The organism is Salipiger marinus (assembly GCF_900100085.1).
GTDB lineage: Bacteria > Pseudomonadota > Alphaproteobacteria > Rhodobacterales > Rhodobacteraceae > Salipiger > Salipiger marinus.
Genome location: NZ_FNEJ01000040.1, coordinates 1 through 21935, shown reverse-complemented (window position 1 = coordinate 21935; position 21935 = coordinate 1). Strand labels below are relative to the sequence as shown.

Below are 21935 nucleotides of genomic sequence, written 5' to 3'. Positions count from 1 at the left end.
AATCACTCCGGGGCAGACATCCGATTACCTGGGGTTCGACCTGGTCATGGTCAACAACCTGCCAGAGCCGAGCGTCCTGCTGGCTGACAGAGGCTATGATGCTGACCGCATTCGGAAAAAGATGGAGGCGCGGGAGGTGCTCACCCAAATTCCCATGCGCAAATCACGCAGGATGCGCGTGGGTGTGGATCATTCTCTCTATTCCTTGCGCAACCTTGTCGAGCGGTGCTTCAACAAGTTGAAAAACGCACGCCGTGTCGCCACACGCTACGACAAAACCGCTGAGAGCTTCTTGGGCTTCATCGACATCACCTCCATCCGACTTTGGCTGCGCCTTTTGTCAACATGACCTAAGCTTTCCGACTGGCTCTGTGAGCTTCACCCGGAATTAACCTTTCATCAAGCTTTCTGTGCCTCATGCCCCTGACATGAAAACGCCCGGCAGAGGGGTCTCCTCTCCGGGCGCACAACGTTTCACTGGCTAGATGTCAACAATCCTACATCCGTGTCAACGGGTTTTCTTTCCACGGCGCTTGCGGCGGCATGTCATTGGACACGGAAAAAGCGGTCAGACCCATGGTCTGGAAGGTGACGCGCAGTTCCAGCAGCGCCCCCCACCAGGCCAGCCAGGCCCGGCGCATCCCGGCGACATGAGCGGCGGTGCCGGAATAGGTGACAAGACAGACATAGCCATCATCGCGGCCTAGCTGATTTGCGGGCCAGCGCCCCTGCCCGGTCCACAGGGTCTTTTCCGCAAAAGGCCCGCGCCAATGGTTTTTCCACGCCATCGGCTGGCAGCGCGGCGCCTCGACCGAGCCCCAGTCCGGCATGATCCCGGCGCGGGCGGCCTCGGCGATGGACAGCGCCATCCGTGTGCCGCCGCACCACTCGGGCAGCGCCGCGACGGCATCGGCAACCATATCCGCATCGGGATGCGAGTCCGATGTGCCGCCGCCATCCACCGCACAGCCAAGATTGCGCCGCTGCATCAGGATATATTCCATGCCGACCCCCCGACGCTCCCCGGCCATGCGGGAAAGGTTCTGCCCATCAAAATCCAGCTTCACCCGTTCCACCTGAAAGGCCCAGACCAGCAGTTCCCAGATGCTGACCGGGCGCTTGGCGCCGCGCCCGGGGCGCAGCATGGCGGGTTTCGTTCTGTTTTCTGCCCTGTTCATCATGATCCCACTCAATATTTAGCCCTGCTTTTCTGTTCAGAGACAGGATGTTGATTTTCGATTGTTAAGAGGACGGCTTGACCGGCTTGAAAGGCAAAGAGGACGGCCCGAAAGACGGGAGACACCACATAAGGTAAGCCATTGGAATGAATGAAGATGCCGGGTGGATCACGGCCTGAACGGCCCGAACGGCGTGAAATGCCAACTAACGCATGAGGCTGGTCATCTCCCCCGGACCCCCTATTTCCGCGCGCGCATGTGTGGCCCCGCATCTCGGGCCGTTCGGGCCGTTCGGGCCGTCGATGCCGCGCAAGCCATTGAACAGGCGCAGTTTCCCCCGGACCCCATGTCAGGGCGTCGGGCCGTGGCATCCGCGCTTCAAGCCGGTCGGACCGGTCAGATTTCCGAAGGAATGTGTGGGGGTGCGGGGTGCGGGGCGCCGTGACGGGCCGGGATGCACCCCGCGGGCTCATGGATCGAGCCTTTCGGGCGGCAGCGAGGCCAGCCAGGCATTCACCTCGGCCGCAGGGATCTCGCACAGCGCACCGTTGCGGCGCGGCTGCGACACCGGGCGCCGCCGCGCCGCTTCCGCCGCATGATGGGCGGCATAGGCCGCCTCGCGCGCCAGCCTCAGAGCGTTGATGCAGCCCTGCTTGCTGAGGAAGGTTTGCTCTTTCGGGATGAACCCATCCTCCCGCGCCTGATCGACAAAGGCGTCAAGCTCGGCACGGGTCAGGCCAAGGCTGGGCGTCACGCGCTTCCACGCGCCGGGGTTCAGGGTTGCCACATCGTGCCCCCTTCTCCTCCGACCTTGGACGCCACGGGGCGTCCCTTGGCATCGCGCGGCGCATTATCGAAGGATCGCCGGAAGTCAGCGAGAAACTTCAGCCCCCGGTATCCCGTCGCATCACGCTTGCCGGGGCTGTATGTCTTGCCCGACCGGCTGTCTCGATAACGGTCCGCCAGATGCTTGAACTTCAGCGACACGGTGCGATCGCCCCACATGCCCTCGCCACGCATGTCGAGCCACAGGTTGAAACCTTGGATCAGTTCCCGCGCCAGCAGGAAATCATCGGGGTCGCCGGTGACAACGCAGGCATCGCCAAGGAACGTCCCGATCGGGTCACTGTCGGCGCGATAAAGCGCGCTTGTCCTGTGCGAGTCGGATTACGAGGCAGGCGTGACCGCGCAGAAGCTTCACGCCTACCTGCGTGGGAGCACGATTCTGCTGCAACGCAACGGCGTCGAGTATCAGGGGGCCGTCGCCCAGTTCGTGACGGTCCGCCTTCCCGATGGCCGCCGCCCATCAGAATTTGACGCCGTGTTTTCGACCTTCGACATGAGCACGCCGGGCGGCGCGATGCTGTCCCCGGGCGGACTGTCGGGCCAGCGCGTTAACCAGGTGGAGAATATCCGGTTCCCGATACCGCAAGGCCACTTCAAATGACGGGCCCCGAGGATATCGATCTTCACGCGGAGATCGCCATGGCGCTGGTCTCCATCCCGGCGGACCAACAGACCGAGGCCATGCGCGCACTGTTCGAGGCGACGGGCGGCTTGTGGTTGGTGCCGGAGGAGGCGCCAGCTACCCCATACTATCACGAGCTCATTGTCGGCGGCATCCGCGTGACCGGGTCAACGATGACCGAGTGCGTCGGGAATTACCTCGCGCAGACGGCAGGCAAGGGCAGCAGGACGGCAGCCACCACTCACGAAACCGCCGTCCCGACCCTGCGCGAGGCCCGGGCCACGCTGGCGGATGCCGCTCACCATGCGCCCGGCGATGTCCTCACCGCCTGCGTGGTGATCGAGGATCAGACCGACGAACCCGCAGAGGCGGCGCAGGCCCGCGATCTGCGCGCTGTGCTGGAGTGCCAGCCATGAACAGCCCGCTGTATCGCACCGCGCCCATCCTCACCAGCGTGAGCAAGCGCCGCCGCGCCGTCGAACGCGCCACGTTCCAGTTCTACGAGCGGGTGCGGAAAGCAAAGCCCGACGCCGAGCGGCTGTCCGAACTGGAGCGCCATCTGCGGCGGATCGGCAAGCTGATCCATCCGCCACCCAGCAACTGAACCCCCAAGGAGGGCACCATGCAGGAAGACATGGCTGACACCGCCCGAGGCAAGGTCAAATCCTTGCCGACGGTGCCGAAGGCAGAGGACGGGCTCGACCTGCGGTTTGTCCCTCTGGAAGACATCGTGATCGATCAGGCCTATCAGCGTCGGATCAGCCGGGGCGGCATGTTTCGCATCACGAAGATCATCAGCGAATTCGACTGGTCACGCTTTGGCGCGCTCACCCTGTCCGAAGGCGATGACGGGCGGCTGTATGTGGTCGACGGACAGCACCGCATGGTTGCGGCGCGGGCTCTGCGCATCACGATCGTTCCGGCGGTCATCACCCGCAACACGCAGGCCGGTCAGGCGTCGGATTTCGTGGCGATCAACACGGTGCGGACCAGCGTCGCCTCGATCGACAGCTTCCGGGCGCGCGTCGCCTCGGGCGATGCCACCGCCAAGGCGGTCCAGCAGATGCTGGATCAGCTGAACATTTCCACCGATGTCCCTGCTGGCGCGTCCATTGGCCCGCGCGAGACACGGGCCGTGTCGCTGCTGGAGAAGATGCTGAACCGCCATGAACAGGGCATCGTCTTCACCGCGCTGGAAATGATGATCGACGCACAGCCTCACCAGAAGAACCTTCTGACGGCCTTCGCGATCGGCGTCACGGTGCCGGTGGTGGCCAAGATGATCGCCGCCGGGCGCGACCTCGACCGGCTCGCCACGATCCTCGAGGAAACCGATTTCGACACCCTCAAAGAGGAAGCCGCCCAGCTGGTGAAGCTGACAGGCGGGCAGACGCAGGGGCGCGGCACGGAGCTGCTGCTGCAGAAGGTCAACAAGGGCCTGCGGGAGAGGTTGGGATGAACCGCACCATCATGGAGAAGATCGACAGCTTCAGTGACCTGCGCGATGGCGCGCGGCACAAGGCGCGGACCTCCCGCGTTCCCCGCCTGCAGCTGGTCTATGTCGCAATCGCGGCCGAGGCTGACCGGCAGGTGCGCAACCTGCGTCGGGCCACGCGGGAACTGGAGAAGGAGGCGCTGTGATGCACCAGCTTGACCTCTTCGCCCCGCAGCGGCCGCGCCTTGAGCCGGTCGATCCGAACGGCCCGGTGATCCAGGGCGAACCGGACATCGTGCTGCGCCTGCCGCATCCGCGCTTGGCGTGGGCGCTGGCCGAGATCGAACTGCACCAGCACGAGGATGGCCGCTGGATGTGGGCAACCGGCACATGCGGCGGCGGTTACAAGGTAGGGCCGAAGTGGGGCAAGTTCGCCGCGACCCAGCAGGAGGCCACGCGATACGCCGCCGCCGAGCTTTTGGACGCGGCGCAGAAGCTCGGCTCCGGCCATTGCGTCACGGCTGCTCAGATCGAGAGCATCAAGGCTTTCGCGCGGGGGTTCCTATGACCAGCATCGATGGACAGGTTCGAAGTTCTCGTGCCGTGAAACAGAACAACTTTCGCGCCCTGTCGTTCACCGCGAGCAGCACGACTGGCTTTAGAGTTTCGACACCATGTCAACAAAAAACCCCGGTTGAGGGCACATGCGCTCAAACCGGGGCCGTTGCACGCACACAAAAATATCAAGTCGAGCGAACTGTGCAAAGGAGCTACTCATACCAAACAACAGATCAACAGTACCGCTGCGACAAAAGGTCTCTCCATCAATGCAGGCGACACTGCTTCTGTTGGCTGATTCGAGCCAGAAGAATCCTACAGCTATGTGAAGAAAAACTACTTGCTCAACTAGCAAGGGTGAGAATCCTCCCGATGGGACCGCAGAGCGGAGTTGAGGTGTCAACATGACCATCGACATGCGCCTTGGCGACTGCCTTGATGTCATCGCCACCCTGCCCGACGCCTGTGTCGACGCGATCGTCACCGATCCGCCCTACCAGCAGACATCGCTGGAATGGGACAGATGGGTGGACGGCTGGCCCGGCGCAGTGGCGCGCATCTTGAAGCCGGGCGGGTCCATGTGGGTTTTCGGCACCCTGCGCATGTTCCTCGATCGCCGTGACGAGTTTGCGGATTGGCGCCTCGCGCAGGACATCATCTGGGAGAAGCACAACGGCAGCAGCATGCGCACCGACCGCTTCCGCCGTGTGCATGAGCAGGCCGCGCAGTTCTACCGCGGCGAATGGTCTGCGGTCTACAAGGGCCGGGTGGTCACCATGGACGCCCGCAAGCGCACGGTCACCCGGACCCTTTCGCCTGCGCACCTTGGCAAGACAGGCGCCAGCACGTTCGAATCCGAAGAGGGCGGGCCGCGCATCATGCGCAGCGTGATCTATGCCCGGTCGCAGCACGGCGCGGCGATCCACAAGGCGCAGAAGCCCGAGGCGATCATAGAGCCGCTGATCGTCAACTGCTGCCCGCCGGGTGGCGTGGTGCTGGATCCATTTGGAGGATCCGGAACCACGGCCATTGTCGCGGCCCGCCTCGGGCGATCGGCAATATCGATCGAGAAGAACCCCGATCATTTCCGCGCGGCCCAAGAGCGCTTGCGCGGCGACCTTCTGTCTTCCTCGATCGATGCGGGGGTCTGGACATGACCCACCACCCCCCGCCCACCGGCTGGCCCCTCTGGCTGCGCCTGATCTGCCTGATCGGCGGCCTCGCGCTGTGGGTCTGGATCATCGGCTACGGAACCCCGGCGGCGGTGCGCTGGGTGGCGAGCCAATTCATTTAATCACGAAGGAATGCGCGATGGCTGATGAACCACAGATCAGCCTGCTCTTTGCCACCATCTCCGAATGGGCAGTTGCCCAAGGCGCGGACAAAATCAACAGGCTTCCTGGTCCTTGGACTGGAGAGACAGACGAATGGACCGTCAAGATCAACGGCCACCCGAATGAGATCGATGATGTGCCTCCCTATGGGTTCTTGGCGACCCATAAGTCGGCCTTAATCGGCATGGCGATCGGCAACGCTTATGGCGGCTGCGTCATCGGGCCATCCGAGAATGAACTGATCGAGCATTTCCGCTCGCGCCTGCCCAGTTCGATCCACCTGCCCCGGAGCGACACATGAACACCCCTGACACCAGCCCCAAGGCGGTCGAGCCTGACACCTCTTGGCCGCGCGAGATCTGGGCAACTGAGCTTGATGAGCATGATCCCTGCATCAGGGCATATCCCTCGCAGATCCCGGAACATGCGGATCATCGCTACATCGACGGCGATATCTACGACAGTGCGGACCGCTATTGGCGCGAGCGCGTAACTGCCCTCGAAGCTGAGAACTCCCGCTTGCGCGAGGCGATCTCCGGCAAGATGCCGCCACTCACCGCAGGACCGATGATCACAGATGTTAAGTTGCCGCTGAAGATGGGAAATCAGGGTCACGAGACGCTCTGCGCGCCCTCACCTCGTCAGCCGAACAAGGAGACCCGGAATGACCACCTTCGAGCAGAATTTGAAGCATTTGATCGAGGTGCATCACGGCGGAAATATCAGCCAAGCGGCGATCGCAATGAACATCAACAGGACGCAGCTCAGCCGGTATCTGAACGAGAACACGTGGCCGCGCGAAGCGCAGCTCCGTCGCATCTGTGCACATTTCGGAGTCGACGCACGCATTCTTCTAGACCCCTTGGAAGGGACGGAGTCGCAGGAACAAGGTCAGAAATAACCACCTGCGCGCCCACCGCAGCATTCCGGAAGGCCGTCCCGCGCAGCCAGCGCCGCGCTGTCGCTCATCTGCTGCGACACGGTGTGGCCCTACCCGTGGCGATTGTGATCGCAGCGACGGTGGCCGCAGTGTCCGACCCGGCCACTTCTCTACGCCAGCACGGCGCGCAGGAAGGTGGTGACGCATGATCCAGACACGCCGCACCCACACCAGCGCGCAGCCCCTTCTGCGGCGCGTCCAGCCTGCGACACCGCCCACCGGCAAAAAGCTGGAGGAGGACGAGTTCGCAACCCGCTGGAGCGCCATGGCAGCAGCAGAGGGTCATCGTCGCGTTCTGCCGCCATCCCCGCCCGCGCCTCCTCCCATGACGGCAGACGGCCTGCGCGTCGGATCGGCGCAGGCCAAAATCCTCGACGCCATGCGGGATGGTCTCGGCACCCGGGCTGAACTATGCGACCGCGCCGAAATCCGCCGCGGCATGTGGTCTAGCGCGCTGGCGCAGATCAGGGCTACCGGGATCCGCGTGACCCATGACCGCATCAAGGGGCAGACGGTCTATCGGTTGGACGATCAGGCAGAGGGAGGTGACGCATGATCGTCCTCCGCATCATGCTGCAGGACATCCGCCGCAACCTGCCCTTCTTGGCCTTCTGCGCTCTGCTTATGTGCGCGCCGGTCGGCGGCGCAGTTCTATTCGCCCTTCTCGGTTTGGACCCCGGTCTTGGGGTCGCAGTCGCGCTTGTCATCCTCGCCATCTGCCACCCTGTTTTCCTGTGGGTTGCATCCGCGCGGCGACGGGCGCGGGAGCGCGACCGGGAGTGGATTGCATGACCCCGCGCCGCATCCAGATGAGCAGAGCCCGCCCGTGGCGCGCGGAGAACCCCGATGCGGTGATCGTGGCGCGGCCAACGAAGTGGGGAAACCCCTTCGATTTCCGTGCCGCCGCTGAGGCCGGATATAGCGACGGCCGCCGCGATGCTGCTGATGCATTCGCTGAATGGCTGCGCGGCGAGGACTGGGGGATTCCGCAGGGGCAGACACGCGCCGGCATGGCCGCGAAGCTGGTGGTGATCCGGCGCAGCCTGCACGAACTGCGCGGGCACGACCTCGCGTGCTGGTGTCCGCCGGGGCCCTGCCACGCAGACGTGCTGTTGCGAATTGCGAACAAGGAGAACTGACATCATGGCCCAGCAGCGCCCCATGACGCCCGAAATGCTGGCCCAACGCTGGCAGTGTTCAGCGGAGACCATCCGCCAGATGGTCAAGCGCGGGGATTTACGCGGCTTCCGAGTCGGTCGCATGATCCGCATTCCGTTTGAGGCAGTGGAGGAACACGAATGCCAGAAATCAGCATCGGACGCCTGCGAGGCGGGTTCTGCGTCTATTGGCGCGACCCCCAGACAGGAAAACGAACCCGTCATGGTCTTGCGGCACGCACCAGAGCGGAGGCGGCAGCTGAAGGACTGAGGGTCTACCGGCAAGTGACGCTTGCCAGTGCACCTGTCGGCGCGACGGTGGCTCAGCTTTGGGAAGCCTATCGCAACGATCTGGGCGACAAGCCCACTGCCACCACCATGCGCTACACCGGCAAAGCGGTTCTGAAGCACTTCGGCTCATATACGCCGGACCAGGTCAGCAAGGAGCTATGCGAGGAATATGCACGGAACCGGATGGCCGCGGGAATTAGCCAAGGCAGCGTCTGGACTGAGCTCGGGCACCTGCAATCGACCATGCGCTTCGCCGAAGATATCCGCGCGATCGAGCGGGCACCCAAGGTTTGGCGCCCATCGAAGCCTCAGACCGACAAACGCATCCTGAACCGGGGCGAAGCGCGAGCGCTGATCGATGGTGCGGTGGAGCCGCATGTGCGGCTGGCGGTGGCCTTGCTACTGGGCACGGCGGCACGACTGGGGGCGGTGCTGGATCTGACATGGGATCGGGTCGATTTCGACGCGGGCACCATCAACCTGCGGCTGGACGATGCCACCACGCGCAAGGGCCGGGCCTTCCTGCCGATGAACCGGACTACGCGTCCGGCGCTGCTTGCAGCGCATGAGGCGGCGCTGTCAGATCACGTCATCGAATATGCAGGAAAGCCCGTTGGCTCGATCCGAACCGGCTTCAAGGCGGCGGCAGCAAGGGCCGGAATCGGCCATGTCCGGATCCATGACCTGCGTCATACTGCGGCGGTAACAATGCTTTCGGAGGGGGTGCCGCTGGAGAAAGTAAGCCAGGTGTTGGGCCATTCGAACACAACCGTGACCTTTTCGACGTATGCGAGATACCTACCCCAGCACATGCAGGATGCGGTCGATATTCTTGACTTCGGGAGCCTGAAAAGGATCTTGTGAGTTCACAGAACTTCGACGCACTTCGCAACGTTGCACAAAATAAAGAATAAATGCTTAAATCACTTGTAGTTAGCTGGTGGGTGATGAGAGACTCGAACTCCCGACATCTTCGGTGTAAACGAAGCGCTCTACCAACTGAGCTAATCACCCGATGGGCTGCGGTGTAGCTCTCCTGACGGCGGGGTTCAACGGTTTTGAAACTATCCGCTCGGATTTGATCCTATCCATAGGGATAGGAACACCCTCGCCTCACCACGGGTTGGCGCGACCTTGCCGCCTGCCGCTGCAGACCTCATAAGCCGTGGACAGCGCCCTTGGGATGCGGTGCAACTGGGCTTGAACCTTGTCCTGCCTGCTGGAAGGATCGCCGGATGACCTCCAACACTCCTCTCGTCGTGGGCATTGGCGCCACTGCTGCCGGGATTTCGGCCCTGGAAGGGTTTTTTGGCGCGCTGCGGGACGCGCAGGGCATGGCCTTTGTGGTGGTGACCCCGGCGGGGGCCGACCAGCAGGGCCCGCTGGCCGAGCTGCTGGGGCGGGCCACCCGCCTGCCGGTGCGTCTGGCCGAGGACGGGCTGAGGCTGCGCGCCGAAACGGTCTATGTCCTGCCCGAAGGCGCGGTGGCGGCGCTTCGGCAGGGCCGCCTGCAGCTGCGTCGTGATCTTCCCAACGGGCGCGACCGCAAGCCGATCGACACGTTCCTGTCCTCGCTGGGCCGCGATCAGGGCGAAAATGCCGTGGCGGTCGTGCTGTCGGACCGCACCGTGGATGGCCTGCTGGGCGCCAAGGTGGTGAAGGAACATGGCGGCATCACCATGGCGCAGCTGCCGGAGGATGCCACCATCCCCGGCGGCAAGCCGGACCCGGACAGCGTGATCGCAAGCGGCCTGATCGACTTTGCCGAACCCGCCCACCGGATGCCGGAGCGGCTGCTGCAGATCCGGGATGGCATCAACCTGCTCGACGTGCTGGCCGAAGGCGATGCCGAGCATCTGCAGGGCGCCGAGGCGGAGCGGGTGCAGGCCACCATCTCCACCCTGCTGCACAGCCATTCCGGCCATGATTTTTCCGGCTACAAGCCCCGCACCTTCATGCGGCGGGTCGGGCGGCGGATGAAGGTGCTGCAGCTTCAGGCGGTGGATGACTATATCGCGCAGCTGCGCGAGGATCCCGCCGAGGTCATGTCGCTGTTCCGCGACCTGCTGATCAACGTCACCAATTTCTTCCGCGATCCCGATGCCTTTGCGGTGCTGCGCACGCAGGTGATCCCCAAACTGTTCGAAGGACGCGGCGCCGAGGAGACGATCCGGCTTTGGGTGCCGGGCTGTGCCACCGGCGAGGAGGTCTATTCGCTGGGCATCCTGATGCGCGACCACATGGCCGGGCTGGAGGGCCCGCCGCGGGTGCAGATCTTTGCCACGGACATCGACGAGGATGCGCTGGCCGTGGCCCGTGCCGGGCAATATCCCGAACCGCTGCTGACGGATATGGACGACGCGCTGCGCCGCGCCTTTTTCACCAAGCAGGGCAGCAGCTATACCATCTGCAAGGAGGTGCGCGACCTGTGCATCTTCTCGCCGCATAACGTCATTTCCGATCCGCCATTTTCGCGCATGGATCTGGTCTCCTGCCGCAACCTGCTGATCTATCTGGGGCCGGTGCTGCAAAATCAGGTGATCCCCACCTTTCACTACGCGCTGAAACCGGGCGGCTACCTGTTTCTGGGCACGTCGGAAAGCGTCAGCCGCCACAGCGACCTGTTCGCGCCGGTGGACAAGACGCACCGCATCTTCCAGAGCCGCGACCATGGGCCCCTGCCCCGGCGCCTGCCCATGACGCTGGAACAGCCCAATGCGCCGCGCCCGGCGCTGGCCGACCGCAGGCCCGGCGTGCCGCTGCGCCAGAACCTGCGCCAGCGGGTGGAGGCGCAGGTGCTGGACCGCCATGTGCCCGCGCATGTGGTCACCACCCATAGTGGCGAGATCCTGTATTTCTCCAACGGCACGGGCAGCTATCTACAGATGCCGCGCGGCGCGCCCAACCGGCAGCTGTTCGAACTGGCGCGGCGCGAACTGCGCGCCGAACTGCGTGCCCTGCTGCGCCGCGCCATGGAAACCGCGGCCCCTGTCGACCGGCAGGTGCTGCTGCCCGACGCGGATGGCGAAACCGGTCGCGTCATCACGCTGAAGGTCGAACCGCTGGACGGCCCCGGTCAGGGCGAGGCGCTGTATCTGGTGCTGTTCCTGCCCTCGGCCACGCGACAGCCGGTGCAGGCCCGCCCCGGCACTGGCAGCGGCGGATCGGATCAGGAGGCGGCGCTGGAGCAGGAAGTGCGCGATCTGCGCGAACGGCTGCAATCCACCGTCGAGGAATACGAGACCGCGCTGGAGGAGCTGAAATCCTCCAACGAAGAACTCATCTCGGTCAATCAGGAGGCGCAGTCCACCAACGAGGAACTTGAAGCCTCCAAGGAGGAGATGCAGTCGCTCAACGAAGAGCTGTCGACGATCAACAGTGAGCTGGCCAGCAGCATCGAGGATCTGGACCGCACCCATACCGATCTGCGCAATCTTTATGCCGCCACCGAAATCGCCACGGTGTTTCTGGACGGCAACCTTGTGATCCGCAGCTTCACCCCCGCCGCCTCCAAGGTGTTCAGGCTGCGCGACAGCGATCTGGGCCGTCCGCTGACCGATCTTTCCGGCCCGCTGGATCATCCGGATCTGCAGGCACTGGTCCGGCAGGTCTGCGATACCGGCCAGCCGCTGGAACAGCGCCTGCCCCCCGATGCCGAGGACCGGCATTTCCTGCTGCGGCTCATCCCCTACCGCACCCATGCCGACGAGGCGGAGGGGGTCGTGGTGACGATCCTCGACATCACCACGCTGGCCCGCGCCGAGCTTCAGCAGCAGGTGCTGATTTCCGAACTCAACCACCGGGTCAAGAACATGCTGTCGGTGGTGATCAGCGTGGTGAACAACACCCGCAAGATGGCGCCCTCGCCCGAGGAATTTGCCGACAAGCTGATCGCGCGGCTGCATGGCATGGCGCGGGCCTATGCGCTTCTGGCGCAGTCGCACTGGTCTGCCGTGGCGCTGCGCGATCTTGTCCAGACCGAGGCCGATGTGTTTGGCCGCGAGCGCATCAGAACCGAAGGCCCGGATCTGCGGCTGCCGCCGCGCGACGCGCTGGCGCTGGGGATGGTGCTGCACGAACTGGCCACCAACGCTGCCAAATATGGTGCGCTGTCCAATGACGCCGGTCTGGTGCAGATCATGTGGCGGCAGGAGGCGCAGCAGGTGCTGCTGCACTGGCAGGAAAGCGGCGGCCCGCAGGTGCGGCCCCCCGTGGAAAACGGATTCGGCTTCAAGCTGATCGACGGTCAGGTCACCGCGCAGATGGATGGCGAGATCGACACCACCTTCGCCCCCGAAGGGCTGCAGATAAAGCTGCGGTTTCCGCTGCGCGTGTAAGCGTTGGCGCAACAGCGGGCAGGCTTTGCTGCGGCAGGACGTGAAGCGGCACAAAAAACCTGCTACACCGGACTACACGCTTGGGGTACCTCCCTCTGGCGCGACAATCAGAAGAGTGACCCATGGCTCAGGACCAGAGACCCATTCGCGAGGACGACCAGCGGGATTTAGAGCTGCCGCTGTCGCAATTGCTGAATGCGATCCAGAAAGAAGAACCGCCCGAGCGGCTGCAGGCGCTGGCCCGCAACCTGCAGGATCTGCTGGCCCGGCGCAGCGAGTAGACAGGCCGGATTTTTCCCTCATTTCAGGGCATTTTTCGGGAACCAGACACCCGAAAACGCGTTGGACCACATAAGATGGGTTCCGCCCGACACCTGCCCGCCCTGCGGCGCAGGGTCGGGCAAGCGTGAAGGATCATGATGCCCCCCCTGTCCCGACGTGTCCTCGTCGTCGAAGACGACTATCTGCAGGCTCTGGATATCGGACGATTCGTAAGTGGGACGGGTGCCAGTGTTCTGGGCCCTGCCACCACGCTTGAAAAAGGTCTGCGGCTGGCGCCACAGGCCGATGCGGCGGTTCTGGACATTGATCTGGGCGACCATCAGGTGTTCCCGCTCGCCGATCTGCTGCTGGATCGCGGCGTGCCCTTCATCTTCTATTCCGGCGCCACCGGCGAGACACCGATGCCGCAGCGGTTCTGGCATGTGCCGCTGATCCGCAAGCCGGTGCAGACCCTGACCGATGCCGCCATCGTCACGCTGACCGCCTTTCCCTCCGACCGCGAGCCCGACATCGAGGTGCTGCTGCCCAAGCTGCGGCTGGCGGCGCGGCTGATCTATGGCGAACAGGCCGTGGCCGACCGGCTGGTGGAACGGCTGCTGGTCGATGCCATCCAGCATGTGCAGGCCGGGCATGATCTGGGCCCGCGCGACTGCCGGGCCGACTGGCTGCTGCGGCGGATGCGGCTCATCCTCAAGGAAAGCGGCAGCAGCCTGATGAACTGAGCCCGGCCCGCACGGGAACCTTGCCCCGCCGCGCCTGTTCCTGCCCCGTGGACAGGCCCCGGTAGGAAAGGCACCGCATGGACTGGAGCGAGATGATCTATCAGGACTGGAGCGGACTGCTGCGCACGGTGATCGTGGGCACGCTGGCCTATGCCGCGCTGGTCGCGGCGCTGCGCGCCTCCGGCAAACGCACGCTGGCCAAGCTCAACGCCTTTGATCTGGTGGTGACGGTGGCCTTGGGCTCCACCCTGTCGGCGATCCTGCTGAACGAAAGCATCGCTCTGGCCGAAGGTCTGGTGGCGCTTGGCCTGCTGATCGGGCTGCAATACGCGGTGGCCTTCCTCTCTGTCCGCTCGAAGGGGTTCGCCCAGCTGGTCCGGTCGGAACCCAGCCTGCTGATGCGCCGGGGCACACCGCTGCCCGCCGCGCTGCGGCAGGCGCGGGTCACCCGCAGCGAGCTTGATTCCGTGATCCGCACCCATGGCAGCCAGAACCGCGATGCGGTGGCTTCGGTCATTCTGGAGTCGGACGGCTCGTTTTCGGTCATTCTGGAACAGGACGGCCAGCGCGTCACGCCCCTGCCCACCACGGATTTTGATCCGCCCTCTGCCACAGACCCAGCCCCCAAGGCGGGCTGAGCGGCAAGCCCGTCAGGCGCTGCCGTCTCCGTCCAGACGGACATAATGACAGCGCAGCCCCTCCGCCGCCGCGAAGACGAGCGCAAGACAGATCAGTTTCACGACTACGACGGTCATCGGCAGGCCCGGTGGTGAGTCTTCGTTCAGCAATCCTTAGGAGAGTGCTAGACACGAGGCGCAGCCGAAACGAGTGCCCAAAGGGAGGGGACGCCTATCCCTTCGGATAGGATTGTCGCTGCCGCCCATCCGGATCCCGGCCCCGCGCTGGCATTGCCACCCGGCTGACGCGGATCAGCTTGACGGCGAACCGCCGGCGCATAAGGTGCCGCTGCCCGACCCATCCTCAGGCCGGACGCCGTTCAGCGCGCAGGATGACGATGACCCTCCATACCCCCACGGCGCCCCTGTCGACCGGACAGGCAGACCAAAGCGCGTGCGTGCCCGCGTCGCTCGGATCGCCCGTCGCCGCCCGCCAGCCCGCGCTCAGGACCCGTGTCGCCCCCATCCTTGGGCTTGAGCATAGCGGCACGACGCTGCTGGCGCGGATGCTGGGCACACATCCCGATGCGGTCGCCATCGGCGGGCTCAAGAACTTCGCCAGCTTCGTGCAGCACAGGAAGCGCTGCTCCTGCGGCGGCGATCCGGACAGCTGCGCGTTCTGGCTGCCGGTGCTCGACCATCTCCGCAAGGACGCGCTGGATCCGGCGGAGCTCGCCACTGCCCTGTCGGGGCGCCGCACCGCCGCTGTCCCGGCGCGGCAGGCCGCAGGCCAGCTGATCGCCGCCATCGCCGCCGCCAGCGGTGCTGCGGTGATTGTCGATGCCTCCCGCGATCCGGAATGGTCGCAGCTGCTGCGCCCGCTGGCCGGGATCGAGGTGGTGCCCGTGCATATCTTCAAATCCCCGCTGGCGCAGGCCGCATCGGCCAAGCGGAAAGAGCGGTCGGTCTATGGCGAGCTTGCCAAATACATCTCGCGCAGCCGCGCCTGCCGGGCAGAGACGCGCCGCGCCACCGCCGCCGTCACGCTGGCGCATGAGGATCTCTGCGCCACGCCCGGTCCGCTGATCGCGCGGATCATGGACAGGCTCGGACTTGACCCCGACCCCCGGCAGGTGGCGGACTGGGGCAGCCGCCCGCTGCATATGCTGGGCGGCAACCGGATGCGCAGGTCCACCAGCTCCGACATCCAGTCCGACCGGGGCTGGTCCGGCATCCTCTCCCCGCTGGAGATCACGCTCGTCCGGATCGCCGGGGGCGCCGCCTATGCCGCCAACCAGCGCCAGAGCCAGCGCTAGGCGCCATCCTGCGCGCCAAGCCGCCTGCCCCGCCGACCGATGCAGGCACCGCTGGGGCGACTCGATCTTCTCTGCTACCCTTGCTTCAGGCAGCCCTGCGACCGGTCGAGCAGTGAGGCACGACACAAGGAGAGCGCAATGCAGGACGTCTGGATCACGACCCGCGTGGTGGAATGCTGCGCGACGAATGGCGAACGTATCACGGTGATCGAACAGGGCGACGGAACCCGGCCGCGTTACGTTCTGGGCAATGGCCGCGCCGTTGTGGCGCAGCAGGACGGAAGCTTTGTCCTGCCCGGCACCGATGCGGTGCTGCGGGCGATAGCGTCCTGAGGCCATGACAGACATGAACGCGCCCGGCAGAGGGGATCCTCGCCGGGCGCGTCAGGGAGCGTGATATCCTCAGCCGGTCGGGCCGGTCACTCGGTCGCGGGGGCGCCGCCGGTCATGCCGGTGCCGGTGCCAGTGCCCATTCCGGAGCCCGTGCCGCCCGTGCCCATGGCCTCCCCGGCGGGCTGCGCCGAAGGCGGCGTTTCCTTTTCGCGATACTGGTATTCAGGCGCTTCTTCCGCCTGTTCCCGGGTCATCGCAAGCTCGATCGCGTCGCCGTCATACTGGATGTCCAGCTGGCTGTAATCGACCGCGATGTCCTTTTCGCCAATGCCAAGGAAGCCGCCCACCCCAAGGATGACGCCGGTGATCTGGCCCTCCTCGGTGATGATGAAATCCTTGATGCTGCCGATGGTCTCACCCTCGGGCGAGGTCACGCCGGTGCTCAGCAGCCAGTCGCCCAGCATCTCGGCGCTGTCCTGCTGCGACACGACCGCATCCGCATTCTCCGCGCCGCCTTCCGACGGCACGGCGTCTGCGGGGGCATCGCTGGCCATATCGCCGGTGGCCGGGGCGTCCCCGGTCATGTCGGTGCCCTCGGTGTCCATGTCGCCCTCGGCGTCCATCTCGCCTTCGGCCTCCATGTCTTCCGTCATGTCCTCTGCCGGAGCCTGATCGGTGGACATGCCCGTCGCGCTGTCAGGGCTTTCGCTGTCCATCTGCTCCGTCGGCGCCGGATCGGCGGGCGGGGTGGTGGTGTCCTGTGCCCAAGCCGAACCGGCGGCAAAGGGCAGCGTGATGGCGGTGATGTAAAGATACTTTTTCATGGTTTCGGTCCTCCTGCCAAACCCACCTAGGGTCTTTCCGGCAGAGGACAGGGCCGCCCAGCGATCCCGTGCCAGAAGGGCCGATCTTTGCCGATCCCGACCCGCCGCTGCGGCAGATAAGCGCCTGTTTTTGCACGCCCGCCGCGCCACCGGAACTCCGGCTTCATGCCCGGCGTTAACTCTTTTGGCTGAAGGTGGCGGGACCGGCCAGACCGTTGGCGTCAGGCGCAGGACGGACAGTATTTCCCGCCGAACCGATGGCATCCCGGATCACGCAGCTTTGGTGACCCGGGATCCCGTCGCAAATCCTGCCCTACTCTTCCCGCTCGGCGAGCCACGCCCGCATCATCGCGATCTCGGCTTCCTGAGCGGCGATGACCTCCTCGGCCAGCGCCCGGACCTCCGGATCGGTGCCATGCTCCAGCACGATGCGCGCCATGTCGATCGCGCCCTGATGATGCGGGATCATGCCGCGCATGAAGTCGATATCGGCATCGCCGCTATAGGCCACATCCATGTCGGTATGCATCTGCGCCATGGCGGCGCGATAGGCGGTGGTCGACGGGCCGTCATCCGACATGGCGCTGTCGCCATGGGTCGCATGATCCGTCTGCGCCATGCCCCCATGGCCGGAATGGTCTGCCGCCTCTTGGGCAAAGCTCGGCACCGCGACGGCAAGGCCGGCCAGCAGAACGGGGACAAATCTCATCATGGCGATTACGCTCCTCTATTGCAGTCTGACAGAGATAGTCCTTCCCAGTGTTGTAAGGTCAACGGCACCACGGATCTATGATCGGGCTCTTGACCTTCCCATGATGGGAAGCCCCAGATCCCGGCTGTCTGCAAGATGGAGCCCTGCCATGAACATCGGAGATGCCGCGACCCGCTCGGGCGTATCGGCCAAGATGATCCGCTATTACGAACAGATCGGCCTGATCCCGCCCGCCGCCCGGACCGCGTCCGGCTATCGCAGCTATGGGACCAGCGAGGTGCACATGCTGCGCTTCATCGCCCGCGCCCGAGATCTGGGCTTTTCGATTCGCGAGATCACCGGCCTGCTCGACCTGTGGCGCAACAAGGACAGGCGCAGCGCCGATGTAAAAGCGCTGGCACAGGCCCGGGTCCGGGATCTGCGCGACAAGATCGAACGCATGCAGGACATGGCCGATACGCTGGAGGATCTGGCCAATGCCTGCGCTGGCAACGAACGCCCCAGCTGCCCGATCCTCCAGCGATTGGAAACGGCGGAAGCCTCTGGTGAAGACAGCCCGGCCCGGCCAAGCAGAAGCGGGGGGTTCAAGGACAGGGGCGGGTCATGAATGTCACCGCAGGATTCTGCGGCTGACAGAATTGCTGCGGACAAGAGTCATCTAAAAAACAGCTTAAAACTTGAAAACCCGCACGGCGAAAGATTCCAAGAATAGTTACATTCTGAACCGCCCGCACGGCTGTGCGGAGGCCGACCTATCCTTATGGATATGTCGTTCCTCATAAGGGTAGATAACTTTTTCTTGTTTTGCCAAAGCCCTGCTTATACAACGGCTAACAGACCAACCGGGACTGTGTTTTTCCGGTATCCCGACAGGACCGGCGCAGAGTGGCCAAGTCCTGTTAGAATGGTCAGTAAGGTTTTCCAAATCACAAAAGAGTTTGGGCCGTTCCGAGTGTTCCACTCGCTGGATTTTCTGCAGTCATGCCTTTTCTCCGACCTAGAAATACAAGCCATCCGGCTCAGGCACTGGAGTTTTAAGTTGCTGGAACGAAACGGCGATCGCATTCACACATCTGATGGCACAAAACGCTATTTCAGCTGTCATTACTGCGAACACCAGCTCAGATTTGGCTCGGCCTATTGCGGGTCCTGCTATCAGCCGACGCCGCTTTATAACCGTCGCTGGATCTGGATCCTTGGCGCATTGAGCGCAACAGTTGGCGTCTTGGTTTTGGCACTGCTGACGCATGTCTAATTAAATCACCCTTCAGAAGACGCCAGACCAAGGAAGCCGTGGATGGCCGCATACGAAGACTGCCGCGCAAGATCCCGTCACGGACGCGCACCCGCAAAACAACAGCGCCCCGCACGTCCACGCGCCATTCCCGCTGATATGGCCTCGGAGGTCGAAAAGGCCGCCTGGTTTTATCTTTCCGCCCAGCAAAGTGCTGCCGCCGCACAGGCGGCACCCTCTTATACGGCTTTGAAGCAAAAGCATGGCGAGCAGTTTGACGTGGTCCTTGCCCGCGTCTGGCCCATCTTTGCAGACAGCTGACCCGTGACAATGCGGCCCCCAGCGCCTCGCCATGGACCGCCAAGGCGAGGTGCTTTTCTCCCCGACCTTCGACCGGCGGGTTCTGAAATCTGCCGCCTGTCTCATGCTGACGGGTGGCGCCAGCGGGATAGGGCATCGGGCACGGCGCGGTCTACTCGCGCTGTGGGGGCTGATCTTTGGGATCGCGTCCAGGCTCAGGCCTCCTCCCGGGGAGAGGACAGGCGCTGTTTTATGCGACGCGCCCTCTCCATCGGCTGACCCCAACGGGGTCTCAGGCCACAAGATGAAACGACTGAAGGGGCATTCCGGGCGGATCAGCTGCCTGCGCCCGGGCCCCTGCGCGATGACATCGGGGCACCGCGCGAGCGAACCAATAAAGGCCGCTGGCGCTGGCGCTTTCCGTTCGTCTTGGCCAGCGCCAGCGCTATCTGACAGCGCGACAGCAAGTCGGGCCAAGGCTGGGCTCCGGGTCATTCCGGCGGCCAGTCCGGTCGTCTTGCATCGCGAAACTGGAACGTGGAGATTCCGCAATGGCAACCACCGGCAAGCAACTGTTCACGACTCTGGACGCGGACGGCACCCTGACCGTCGCGATCGAGGACGTGACTTTTCCCGACCCGACCGGAAATCAGGTGCTCGTGAAAATGGAAGCGGCGCCGATCAACCCCTCGGATCTGGCCATTCTGGTCGGCGCCGCCGATCTGGAAAACGCGAGCTACACCCCGGGCAAGTTCGTCGCGACCGTGCCCGAGCCATTCAATGCAGGCTCGAAAGCCCGCCACGGCCTCAAGCTGCCCGCCGGGAACGAAGGCGCGGGCACGGTGATCGCGGCGGGCGACAGTGACGCGGCCAAGGCGCTGGTCGGGCAACGCGTCTCCTGTGTTCCGGGCAATGCCTACAGCCAGTACTGCATCGCCGATGCGTCCATGTGCCTCGCCTTGGGCGATCACACAGCCGAGGATGGCGCAAGCGCCTTCGTCAATCCCATGACTGCCCTCGGCTTTGTCGAGACGGCCAGAGCCGACAGGCAGGACGCGATGCTGCACACGGTCGGGGCCTCCAATCTGGGCCAGATGCTGACCCGCATCTGCAAGGAAGATGGCATCGGTCTGGTCAATATCGTGCGGAAGACCAGCCAGGCCGACCTGCTCGCAGGGCTGGGATCCACGCATGTCGTCAATTCTTCGGAAGACGGTTTCATGCAGCAGCTGTGCTCTGCCATCGAAGACACCGGCGCCTTTTACGGCTTTGATCCGATTGGCGGCGGCCAGTCGGTCGACACGGCCTTCAAGGCCATGGAACAGGTCGCGGTCAGCAGAATGACCGAATATTCGCGCTATGGCTCGAACCAGCCGAAACGCATGTTCATCTATGGGCGTCTGGACACGGGCCCCACGATCCTGACGCCAAGTTACGGCTTTGGCTGGACCCTGTCGGGATGGCTGCTGTTTCCCTTCCTTCAATCCGCAGGACGCGAAACGGTCGACCGTATGCGCAAGCGCGTGCGTGACAATCTCACCACCACCTTCGCCAGCCCCTACAAGACGCGCGTCAATCTGGATGAAATGCTGACCAAGGAGGCCGTGACCGACTATCGCGGCATGAAGACGGGCGAGAAATACCTCGTCACGCCTTGGTCGTGATCCTCTGAGGCAAAGGCGGCGGGGCCCTGTTCAGGCCACCGGGCAAACGCCTGCCTTTCTTCCATCACACCGGGCGCAGCTTGATGCGCCCGGCACGACAAGTCGAAGGTGCCGCCATCCTAGAACAGCACCGCAATGGCGAGGGTGGCGGCTCGGCAGGCCTGGCAGCGCCTGACCGTTCTGCAGCACAGGCGTCCCTGCCGCGCCGCGCGCAGCATCTGACGCCCGGCGCGGGCCTTCGGGCGCCAAAGACCGTTTGGCAGGCCCGGCGCGTAACCAAGCGCCAGCGTCGGCTCCAGCAGGCGGATGTTCCTCTCCTCACAAGATAACCCTCGCGCAAAGGCGGGGTTGTCATGGAAGTTTTACGCTGCGGGCTTGACCCCCGCCTGCGGGTGCCGCCTCGTGCCAGAACGGAGGCAGGGCGGGCGCGCCCTGCACGCCGCCTAGTAACCGACATGGCCACAGGAGGCGCAATGCCCCGCGCCCCTCTCCTGACCGCTTTCCTGACGGCGCTGCTGATGGTGGCGATCGTCGTTCTGGAGCTGACCCCGCAATGGGGCTTTCACAGCGGCACCCGGCTGGTCGCGCTGCTTGACCATGTGCTGGCCTATGGCCTGCTGATGCTGCCCGCCGCCCTGCTGCGCCCGGGCTGGCTGCACGCGCTCTGGCCCTTGGCCGCCGTTTTCGCCGGGCTGATGGAGGCACTGCAGCCCGCCGTCCAGTGGCGCGGCGCCCTGAGCCACTGGCTCGCCGCCTGCTTCGGCATCCTGATCGTGACGCTGAGCTGCTGGCTGGTGATGGGAATCATGCAACTGGTGAAGGCCGGGAAAGATCGCGACTGATAGATCCACGCTGCCGCTTGACAGCCTGAACCCGTTGCACACAATCCCGCAACATGTATAACCGCCCCATGCGCAAGAGGGTTTTTCGGAGCTTCGTCTGGCGCGTCATCAGGTGCTGACATGTATCCGGCCTTATGATGCGACCTTGGATGCCGCGGGCCCGTATGGTGGTCGAGGATCAGGTCCAGATCAAAGCCGCGTGCTCGGTGGCACTCTGTTGCACCCTGGATGCCCCGATCCCGTCTCACGACGATTGCGCCATACCGCTCCTTGCCCTCTAACGCTCCGACGTTCCCCGAACGCGAACGACTTATGCCGCCGCGACCGGAGCTCTGTAGACGCCGCCACGGGCCATCAAGGCCCAAACGATGCGCGCCATCTTGTTCGCGAG

Annotated in this window: 31 protein-coding genes and 1 tRNA gene; 26 read left to right on the top strand and 6 right to left on the bottom strand. The window is 64.3% G+C overall.

Features of this window, described 5'->3' with window-relative positions; all coding sequences use genetic code 11:
- Positions 1–349: transposase (locus BLR51_RS25485; RefSeq protein WP_165616927.1), on the top strand; the 349-nt coding region annotated here is incomplete at its 5' end.
- A gap of 148 nt (positions 350–497) precedes the next feature.
- On the opposite strand, the gene BLR51_RS25480 is transcribed toward BLR51_RS25485, so the two are convergent.
- From BLR51_RS25480 to BLR51_RS25470, 3 genes are all read right to left on the bottom strand, one after another.
- Positions 498–1181, bottom strand: coding sequence for a hypothetical protein (locus tag BLR51_RS25480; protein ID WP_242656850.1), 684 nt, complete (start codon positions 1179–1181; stop codon positions 498–500).
- A 466-nt stretch (positions 1182–1647) separates the two neighbouring features.
- Entirely contained in the window at positions 1648–1965 is a 318-nt protein-coding gene (locus BLR51_RS25475) for a hypothetical protein (protein ID WP_089852246.1), read from the bottom strand.
- Positions 1953–2165: a hypothetical protein gene (locus tag BLR51_RS25470; RefSeq protein ID WP_165616940.1), complete on the bottom strand. Its 213-nt coding sequence runs from the start codon at positions 2163–2165 to the stop codon at positions 1953–1955. The genes BLR51_RS25475 and BLR51_RS25470 overlap by 13 nt, the downstream gene beginning before the upstream one ends.
- Before the next feature lie 193 nt (positions 2166–2358).
- Between BLR51_RS25470 and BLR51_RS25465 the strand changes: the two genes are divergently transcribed.
- From BLR51_RS25465 to BLR51_RS25400, 15 genes are all read left to right on the top strand, one after another.
- Positions 2359–2625, top strand: coding sequence for a hypothetical protein (locus BLR51_RS25465; RefSeq protein ID WP_089852242.1), 267 nt, complete (start codon positions 2359–2361; stop codon positions 2623–2625).
- 38 nt (positions 2626–2663) lie between these two features.
- Positions 2664–3062: a hypothetical protein gene (locus tag BLR51_RS25460; RefSeq protein ID WP_165616939.1), complete on the top strand. Its 399-nt coding sequence runs from the start codon at positions 2664–2666 to the stop codon at positions 3060–3062.
- Positions 3059–3250, top strand: coding sequence for a hypothetical protein (locus BLR51_RS25455; protein WP_089852238.1), 192 nt, complete (start codon positions 3059–3061; stop codon positions 3248–3250). Before BLR51_RS25460 ends, BLR51_RS25455 begins: the two co-directional genes overlap by 4 nt.
- A gap of 18 nt (positions 3251–3268) precedes the next feature.
- Positions 3269–4105 (top strand): ParB/Srx family N-terminal domain-containing protein, encoded by an 837-nt coding sequence (locus tag BLR51_RS25450; RefSeq protein WP_089852236.1) that lies wholly within the window; start codon positions 3269–3271, stop codon positions 4103–4105.
- Positions 4102–4287, top strand: coding sequence for a hypothetical protein (locus tag BLR51_RS25445; protein ID WP_089852234.1), 186 nt, complete (start codon positions 4102–4104; stop codon positions 4285–4287). Before BLR51_RS25450 ends, BLR51_RS25445 begins: the two co-directional genes overlap by 4 nt.
- Positions 4287–4649 (top strand): hypothetical protein, encoded by a 363-nt coding sequence (locus BLR51_RS25440; RefSeq protein WP_089852233.1) that lies wholly within the window; start codon positions 4287–4289, stop codon positions 4647–4649. The genes BLR51_RS25445 and BLR51_RS25440 overlap by 1 nt, the downstream gene beginning before the upstream one ends.
- A 394-nt stretch (positions 4650–5043) precedes the next feature.
- A complete protein-coding gene (locus tag BLR51_RS25435; protein ID WP_089852231.1) occupies positions 5044–5796 on the top strand; it encodes a DNA-methyltransferase in 753 nt (250 codons plus the stop codon).
- A complete protein-coding gene (locus BLR51_RS27890; protein WP_165616938.1) occupies positions 5793–5933 on the top strand; it encodes a hypothetical protein in 141 nt (46 codons plus the stop codon). Before BLR51_RS25435 ends, BLR51_RS27890 begins: the two co-directional genes overlap by 4 nt.
- 17 nt (positions 5934–5950) lie before the next feature.
- Entirely contained in the window at positions 5951–6274 is a 324-nt protein-coding gene (locus BLR51_RS25430) for a hypothetical protein (RefSeq protein ID WP_089852229.1), read from the top strand.
- Positions 6275–6637: 363 nt separating this feature from the next.
- Complete coding sequence (locus BLR51_RS25425; RefSeq protein WP_089852228.1) at positions 6638–6874, top strand: helix-turn-helix domain-containing protein; 237 nt, start codon at positions 6638–6640, stop codon at positions 6872–6874.
- A gap of 184 nt (positions 6875–7058) precedes the next feature.
- Positions 7059–7469 (top strand): hypothetical protein, encoded by a 411-nt coding sequence (locus BLR51_RS25420; RefSeq protein WP_089852226.1) that lies wholly within the window; start codon positions 7059–7061, stop codon positions 7467–7469.
- Entirely contained in the window at positions 7466–7705 is a 240-nt protein-coding gene (locus tag BLR51_RS25415; protein WP_089852224.1) for a hypothetical protein, read from the top strand. Before BLR51_RS25420 ends, BLR51_RS25415 begins: the two co-directional genes overlap by 4 nt.
- Positions 7702–8052: a DUF4326 domain-containing protein gene (locus tag BLR51_RS25410; RefSeq protein WP_089852222.1), complete on the top strand. Its 351-nt coding sequence runs from the start codon at positions 7702–7704 to the stop codon at positions 8050–8052. The genes BLR51_RS25415 and BLR51_RS25410 overlap by 4 nt, the downstream gene beginning before the upstream one ends.
- Positions 8053–8056: 4 nt before the next feature.
- Complete coding sequence (locus tag BLR51_RS28605; protein ID WP_089852220.1) at positions 8057–8341, top strand: excisionase family DNA-binding protein; 285 nt, start codon at positions 8057–8059, stop codon at positions 8339–8341.
- A gap of 107 nt (positions 8342–8448) precedes the next feature.
- Complete coding sequence (locus BLR51_RS25400; RefSeq protein WP_375342701.1) at positions 8449–9225, top strand: tyrosine-type recombinase/integrase; 777 nt, start codon at positions 8449–8451, stop codon at positions 9223–9225.
- A gap of 74 nt (positions 9226–9299) precedes the next feature.
- Here the strand turns inward: BLR51_RS25400 and BLR51_RS25395 are convergent.
- A tRNA-Val gene (locus BLR51_RS25395) sits at positions 9300–9375 on the bottom strand.
- 221 nt (positions 9376–9596) lie between these two features.
- Between BLR51_RS25395 and BLR51_RS25390 the strand changes: the two genes are divergently transcribed.
- The 6 genes from BLR51_RS25390 to BLR51_RS25370 all read left to right on the top strand — a co-directional run bounded on the left by BLR51_RS25390 (position 9597) and on the right by BLR51_RS25370 (position 15968).
- The gene (locus tag BLR51_RS25390) at positions 9597–12698 is read left to right on the top strand and encodes a CheR family methyltransferase (RefSeq protein ID WP_089852215.1); all 3102 of its coding nucleotides are present in this window, start codon (positions 9597–9599) and stop codon (positions 12696–12698) included.
- Between the two features lie 122 nt (positions 12699–12820).
- Entirely contained in the window at positions 12821–12979 is a 159-nt protein-coding gene (locus BLR51_RS27885; RefSeq protein ID WP_165616937.1) for a hypothetical protein, read from the top strand.
- Positions 12980–13117: 138 nt separating this feature from the next.
- On the top strand, positions 13118–13702 hold the full coding sequence (locus BLR51_RS28065; protein WP_207543699.1) for a response regulator: 585 nt from the start codon (positions 13118–13120) through the stop codon (positions 13700–13702).
- A gap of 77 nt (positions 13703–13779) precedes the next feature.
- Positions 13780–14340 (top strand): DUF421 domain-containing protein, encoded by a 561-nt coding sequence (locus BLR51_RS25380; RefSeq protein WP_089852213.1) that lies wholly within the window; start codon positions 13780–13782, stop codon positions 14338–14340.
- 377 nt (positions 14341–14717) lie between these two features.
- Positions 14718–15635 carry a sulfotransferase gene (locus BLR51_RS25375; RefSeq protein WP_089852211.1) on the top strand — a complete coding sequence of 306 codons (918 nt, stop codon included), beginning with the start codon at positions 14718–14720 and terminating at the stop codon, positions 15633–15635.
- A gap of 138 nt (positions 15636–15773) precedes the next feature.
- The gene (locus BLR51_RS25370; RefSeq protein ID WP_089852210.1) at positions 15774–15968 is read left to right on the top strand and encodes a hypothetical protein; all 195 of its coding nucleotides are present in this window, start codon (positions 15774–15776) and stop codon (positions 15966–15968) included.
- An 86-nt stretch (positions 15969–16054) separates the two neighbouring features.
- Here the strand turns inward: BLR51_RS25370 and BLR51_RS25365 are convergent, their stop codons facing one another.
- Both BLR51_RS25365 and copM read right to left on the bottom strand, forming a co-directional pair.
- Complete coding sequence (locus BLR51_RS25365) at positions 16055–16792, bottom strand: PRC-barrel domain-containing protein (protein WP_110506223.1); 738 nt, start codon at positions 16790–16792, stop codon at positions 16055–16057.
- A gap of 313 nt (positions 16793–17105) precedes the next feature.
- Positions 17106–17501 (bottom strand): CopM family metallochaperone, encoded by a 396-nt coding sequence (copM, locus tag BLR51_RS25360; protein ID WP_207543700.1) that lies wholly within the window; start codon positions 17499–17501, stop codon positions 17106–17108.
- Positions 17502–17652: 151 nt separating this feature from the next.
- Between copM and cueR the strand changes: the two genes are divergently transcribed.
- The 4 genes from cueR to BLR51_RS25345 all read left to right on the top strand — a co-directional run bounded on the left by cueR (position 17653) and on the right by BLR51_RS25345 (position 21544).
- Positions 17653–18111, top strand: a complete 459-nt coding sequence (gene cueR / locus BLR51_RS25355; RefSeq protein WP_089852204.1) for a Cu(I)-responsive transcriptional regulator — start codon at positions 17653–17655, stop codon at positions 18109–18111.
- 690 nt (positions 18112–18801) lie between these two features.
- Positions 18802–19059, top strand: coding sequence for a hypothetical protein (locus tag BLR51_RS27530; RefSeq protein ID WP_131821889.1), 258 nt, complete (start codon positions 18802–18804; stop codon positions 19057–19059).
- Positions 19060–19589: 530 nt separating this feature from the next.
- Positions 19590–20702 carry a zinc-binding dehydrogenase gene (locus BLR51_RS25350; RefSeq protein ID WP_089852202.1) on the top strand — a complete coding sequence of 371 codons (1113 nt, stop codon included), beginning with the start codon at positions 19590–19592 and terminating at the stop codon, positions 20700–20702.
- A 473-nt stretch (positions 20703–21175) separates the two neighbouring features.
- Positions 21176–21544 (top strand): hypothetical protein, encoded by a 369-nt coding sequence (locus BLR51_RS25345; protein ID WP_089852200.1) that lies wholly within the window; start codon positions 21176–21178, stop codon positions 21542–21544.
- Positions 21545–21935: the final 391 nt, after the last annotated feature.